At 37.2% G+C, this 5,048-nt stretch carries 6 protein-coding genes; all 6 read left to right on the top strand.

The features are described from left to right. Positions 1 to 131 precede the first annotated feature (131 nt). Positions 132 to 695, top strand: a complete 564-nt coding sequence (folE, locus tag AC11ZT_RS05675; protein WP_484058673.1) for a GTP cyclohydrolase I FolE — start codon at positions 132 to 134, stop codon at positions 693 to 695. 102 nt (positions 696 to 797) lie between these two features. Beyond that, positions 798 to 1,535, top strand: coding sequence for a heptaprenyl diphosphate synthase component 1 (locus AC11ZT_RS05680; protein WP_484058674.1), 738 nt, complete (start codon positions 798 to 800; stop codon positions 1,533 to 1,535). A 32-nt stretch (positions 1,536 to 1,567) separates the two neighbouring features. Further along, positions 1,568 to 2,275, top strand: coding sequence for a demethylmenaquinone methyltransferase (locus tag AC11ZT_RS05685; protein WP_484058675.1), 708 nt, complete (start codon positions 1,568 to 1,570; stop codon positions 2,273 to 2,275). A 29-nt stretch (positions 2,276 to 2,304) separates the two neighbouring features. Beyond that, on the top strand, positions 2,305 to 3,267 hold the full coding sequence (gene hepT, locus AC11ZT_RS05690) for a heptaprenyl diphosphate synthase component II (RefSeq protein ID WP_484058676.1): 963 nt from the start codon (positions 2,305 to 2,307) through the stop codon (positions 3,265 to 3,267). Between the two features lie 99 nt (positions 3,268 to 3,366). Then, the gene (gene ndk / locus AC11ZT_RS05695) at positions 3,367 to 3,813 is read left to right on the top strand and encodes a nucleoside-diphosphate kinase (RefSeq protein WP_379968516.1); all 447 of its coding nucleotides are present in this window, start codon (positions 3,367 to 3,369) and stop codon (positions 3,811 to 3,813) included. A 308-nt stretch (positions 3,814 to 4,121) separates the two neighbouring features. Beyond that, a partial coding sequence (gene aroB, locus AC11ZT_RS05700; RefSeq protein ID WP_484058677.1) for a 3-dehydroquinate synthase occupies positions 4,122 to 5,048 on the top strand: 927 nt, incomplete at its 3' end.

Below are 5,048 nucleotides of genomic sequence, written 5' to 3' on the forward strand. Positions count from 1 at the left end.
AGAGCTTTTTTCTTTTCAAAGCTGAAATGAAAATGTTTTCATTTTGGATTCAGTTTTTTGCTTTTAAAATCGTTCATATGCTAGAATGTGTTCATACAGTAAAAGGTATGATTTTGGGAGGATAACAGCGGATGGAAACAGTAAACTTAGAGAAAATAGAACATGCCGTTCGGCTAATACTAGAAGCCATTGGCGATGATCCAAATCGTGAAGGTGTGCTTGAAACACCGAAACGAGTTGCGAAAATGTATGCAGAAGTTTTTTCTGGTATGCACGAAGATCCGAAAGAACATTTACATAAAGTTTTCGGGGAGGAACATGAAGAACTCGTTTTAGTAAAGGATATACCATTTTTTAGTATGTGTGAGCATCATCTTGTACCTTTTTATGGTGTTGCACATGTAGCATATATACCTAGAGGCGGTAAGGTAACTGGTTTAAGTAAGTTAGCACGTACGGTAGATACGATTGCACGTCGACCACAATTACAAGAACGGATTACGTCTACGGTCGCAAATAGTATTATGGAAGTATTGGAGCCGCACGGCGTTATGGTAGTGTTAGAAGCCGAGCATATGTGCATGACAATGCGTGGTGTGAAAAAGCCTGGGGCGAAAACAATCACATCTGCTGTTAGAGGTGTATTAGAAACGGATGCAACTGCGCGTGCAGAAGTATTGTCTCTGATTAAGTAGAACGAATAGGAAAGCAGACTCTGCTTTTCTTTTTTTGTAGGAACACTTCGTATATGTGTTATAATAGGTCGTATGGATTACGGAGGACAAGGGTGATTAAGTGTGTATAACGACAACTATGGCTTTTCTGCTGTAAAGGAGAGCCTACAGGAGAGATTACAGCATCCTTTTTTGATGCGTTATATCGATACGCCAGTTATTGATGAAGAAAAGCTGTTTATTTTAAATTCTATTTTAAATCATACAAATTTACATATAGAAAAAAAGCAGCAATATGCTCTAACAATTATGCTTGTACAAATCGCACTTGATACGCATGAAAAGGTCTCAGATAAAGGTGATGTAGAAGCAATTGATTTACATAAAAGACGCCAGCTTACTGCTCTCGCAGGTGATTATTATAGCGGTCTTTATTATTATTTATTAGCACAGCAATCAGATATTTATTTAATTCGTAAACTGGCCCAAGGAATTAAAGAAATAAATGAACAAAAAATTCGCTTACACCAACGATTGAATTTCTCAGTAGAAGATGTAGTGCGAAGTGTGGAAATAGTTGAATCTGCTCTAATACAAAAAACGTGCAGCTACTTTCAAATTGAAAACTTGGACGAATATTCCGCAAGTTTTCTAGCTAGGCAGCGCATAAAAAGAGAATTTCGTCTTTACAAACAGCAGAAAAATTCGATTATATTTGCACTGTGGGAGACATTCCTACCAACTAGTGAAGTTGAATCTTATTATCAATCTTATTTACAGCGAATAGAAAAGCAGCTTACCAATCTCGCTACCACGAATGATCAGGTAGAAATATTAAATAAGCTGTTACTGACTAGGTAAACATTTAATTAGGATTGGAAGAAGGGTAGCGTATGCATCAATCTAAGGAAGAAAGAGTTCATGATGTTTTTGAGAAAATTTATAAACGATATGATGTAATGAATTCTGTTATTAGTTTTCAACGTCATAAAACATGGCGAAAAGAAACAATGAAAATAATGGATGTACAAAAAGGTGATAAGGCACTCGATGTTTGCTGCGGTACATGTGATTGGACGATCTCTTTAGCAGATGCAGTTGGAAAAAAGGGGCAAGTATTTGGACTTGATTTCAGTCAGAATATGTTGTCTGTAGGGGAAGAAAAAATACATAGTATGCAGTTAGATCAAGTGAATCTTATTCATGGAAATGCCATGGAACTTCCATTTGAAGATAACACGTTTGACTATGTGACTATAGGTTTTGGATTACGAAATGTCCCAGATTATTTGCAGGTGCTTAAAGAAATGACGAGAGTTGTAAAGCCGGGTGGTAAAGTCGTGTGTCTTGAAACATCTCAGCCTACGGCTATTGGAATTCGCCAATTGTATATCCTTTATTTTCGTTACATTATGCCTTTAATAGGTAAAATATTTGCAAAGAGCTATAACGAATATTCTTGGTTACAAGAATCCGCAAGTACATTTCCAGGCATGAAAGAATTAGCAAGCATGTTTAAACAAGCTGGATTAGAGAAAATTGAAGTAAAACCGTTTACGTTTGGGGTAGCAGCAATGCATTTGGGATACAAACCAAAATGATTATTAGAATCTAGGTTAAGGTGAAAGATATGAAGCTACAAGTTATGTACTCTTTTTTAAAATCAGATATTGAAAAAATTGAACAAGAGTTGCAAGCTGTCGTGTCTTCGGATCAGCAAATGCTTCAGGATGCGGCACTTCAGCTCATTCGGGCAGGCGGAAAACGCATACGGCCTGTTTTTGTTTTGCTCGCTGGGAAATTCGGTACCTACAAGTTAGAAACGATTAAAAACGTGGCTGTAGCTCTTGAACTCATTCATATGGCATCTCTTATTCATGATGATGTTATTGATGCAGCAATGCTTCGGAGAGGGAGTGCTACGGTAAATGCAATATGGGGTGATCGTATTGCAATGTATACGGGGGACTATTTATTTGCAAAAGCACTTGAGTGTATTACGAAATTAGAAACCCCAGCAGCACATATTGCACTTTCTCATACCATTGTAGAAGTATGCAAAGGGGAAATTGAGCAAATACGAGATAAATACGATTTTCATCAAAATTTACGCATTTATTTACGTCGAATTAAACGGAAAACAGCGTTGTTAATAGCAGCTAGTTGCCAACTTGGAGCTATTGCTACAGGGGCCACGCGAGAAACAGAGAATAGGCTTTATTGGTTTGGGTATTTTGTTGGAATGTCGTATCAAATTATTGATGATATATTAGATTTTGTTGCAACAGAAAGAGATCTTGGCAAACCAGCAGGTGGAGATTTACTTCAAGGAAATGTTACGTTACCAGCATTATATGCCTTGCAGCAAGAATCACTTCGGGAAAAAATAATGCAAGTTCATGAAGGAACGAGTAGAGAAGAAATGAACAGTATTATTGAAATGATTAAAGCAAGTGATGCAATTGAGAAATCTTTTGCATTTAGTGAACGATATTTGCAAAAGGCTCTACAAGTAATTGCTCCGCTCCCAAAAAGTCAAGCAAAGTCAGCACTCCAAAATGTTGCAAAATATATAGGAAAACGTAAATTTTAACTATTTACGGTTCTAGTTACTCCTATTGCTAAATTGAAAAACTAATGATACTATTTTCTTTGGGTCAAAATACATAACTTATAGGGAGTGGAAACCATAATGGAAAAGACATTTCTAATGGTAAAACCGGATGGCGTACAACGTAGCTTAGTTGGAGAAATCGTTTCTCGTTTTGAAAAGAAAGGTTATCAATTAGTAGGCGCAAAATTAATGCAAATTTCTAAAGAAACAGCAGAATTGCATTATGCTGAACATAAAGAACGTCCATTTTTCGGTGAATTGGTAAGCTTTATTACATCTAGCCCGGTTTTTGCAATGGTTTGGGAAGGTGAAAATGTAATTGCAACAGCTCGTCAAATGATGGGAAAAACAAATCCTAGCGATGCAGTTCAAGGTACTATTCGCGGTGATTATGGTGTAACAATGGGTAAAAATATTATTCACGGCTCTGATTCTCCTGCCAGTGCAGAACGTGAAATCGGAATTTTCTTCAAAGAAGAAGAGTTAGTAGAATACACAAAGCTTGCAAATAAGTGGATTTACTAATCTTTTCACTATATAATTTGTAACCGCTTTACAATATTTGAGAAAAAGGCATGATACAGACAGTGAGTTCTGCATCATGTCTTTTTCGTTTTTCTACAAATTAGGGTATGACCGTTAAGTGGATTGCATTGGTTTTTGCATAGAGATAGCTTATCAAAGGGAGTCATATGTGTTATATTGGTACATAAATAATAAAAAGATTCAGTAGATTTCAACTTGAATGTCAGAAGATGTTGCAAGATGAAGTTGGTCTCAATATCGCTAGTAGATCATGGAGAAATGAGTCTTTACTATGTGAGGGGATTATCATGGAACGCGTACATATTGCAACCAAGAAGCAGTATCCTGTACTGCTTGGAGAACAAATTTTGGATGAACTTAATCCTATCATTCATGATATGGAACCTAGTGCATCCTCTATTCTTATTGTTACAGATGATCACGTTGCTCCGCTATATTTGGAGCAAGTAAAACAAGCCATTGTTGGTAAGGTATATTCTTATGTAGTACCGAATGGGGAAAAAGAAAAGTCATTTGAAAACTATTATAATATTTTAACATTTGCTCTCGAAAATCATCTGGATCGTCACTCTATTATCATTGCACTTGGAGGAGGAGTGATTGGCGATTTAGCAGGATTTGTTGCTGCTTCCTTTATGCGTGGTATTCGTTTTATTCAAATACCGACGACTCTCCTAGCCCATGATAGTGCGGTAGGAGGAAAAGTGGCAGTAAACCATCCTCTTGGTAAAAATATGATTGGTGCCTTTCATCAACCAGAGGTAGTTTTGTATAACCTTACATTTCTTGGATCACTTCCAGAAAGCGAGTGGCGTTCTGGTTTTGCAGAAGTAATTAAGCACGCTCTTATATGGGATCCTGCTTTTTTTGAATGGCTTCGTAAGGAAGTGCCCACTATTGCTGCGCTGCGAGGTGACAAGCTACAATACGCCCTAAAAATTGCAATTGGAGTCAAGGCTGCAGTCGTTTCCCAAGATGAAAAAGAAAAGGGAATTCGTGCCTTTTTAAACTTTGGACATACATTAGGACATGCGATTGAATCTATCCTCGGGTACGGCGTGATGACACATGGTGACGCCATAGCTATTGGTATGCGGTATGCGATTCTTTTAAGTGAACGTATTTATCAAACGGATTTAAACTATAGTGAATTAGATGGTCTCTTTGCTTCCTACGGCTATCCAACCATGCCAAAGCATTTACAAGTAGAACCT

It is taken from the genome of Ectobacillus sp., from assembly GCF_056992975.1.

Bases quoted from the DNA above. Each gene is read 5' to 3' on its own strand.
- folE (WP_484058673.1), top strand. From the start codon at position 132: ATGGAAACAGTAAACTTAGAGAAAATAGAACATGCCGTTCGGCTAATA.
- AC11ZT_RS05685 (WP_484058675.1), top strand. From the start codon at position 1,568: ATGCATCAATCTAAGGAAGAAAGAGTTCATGATGTTTTTGAGAAAATT.
- hepT (WP_484058676.1), top strand. From the start codon at position 2,305: ATGAAGCTACAAGTTATGTACTCTTTTTTAAAATCAGATATTGAAAAA.
- ndk (WP_379968516.1), top strand. From the start codon at position 3,367: ATGGAAAAGACATTTCTAATGGTAAAACCGGATGGCGTACAACGTAGC.